This is a genomic window from Halomonas sp. ND22Bw, assembly GCF_003011945.1.
GTDB lineage: Bacteria > Pseudomonadota > Gammaproteobacteria > Pseudomonadales > Halomonadaceae > Halomonas > Halomonas halophila.
On record NZ_PXWD01000419.1, the window covers coordinates 1 to 340 of the forward strand.

1 protein-coding gene is annotated in these 340 nt (G+C 68.2%); it reads right to left on the reverse strand.

Features of this window, described 5'->3' with window-relative positions; all coding sequences use genetic code 11:
- Positions 1–340, reverse strand: a 340-nt coding sequence (locus CVH10_RS18715; RefSeq protein WP_146143068.1) for an aminotransferase class I/II-fold pyridoxal phosphate-dependent enzyme, incomplete at both ends; no start/stop codon positions are given.

The window sequence follows — 340 nt, forward strand, 5'->3', positions numbered from 1 at the left end:
AGCAGCACGTGGCTGTGGCGCGCCACGCGGTCGATGTAGCTGCGGGCGGCGAAGGGCTGGTAGGCCTCGTCGATGACCACCAGGCCGCCCTGAGCGCCTTGCGCTTCGACGATCTGCTCGATCGTCGTGTCGTCCCAGAGGTTGGCGGTCGGATTGTTGGGGTACGCGAGGTACACGATGGCCGGCTTTTCGGCCGCGATCGCCGCAAGCATGGCCGGGCCGTCGAGTTCGAAGTCGGCGGTGAGCGGCACGCCCACGAACCTCATGCCCTGCAGCTGAGCGCTGATGGCGTACATCACGAAGCCCGGCACCGGCGCCAGGATGCTCGCGCCAGGCAGGT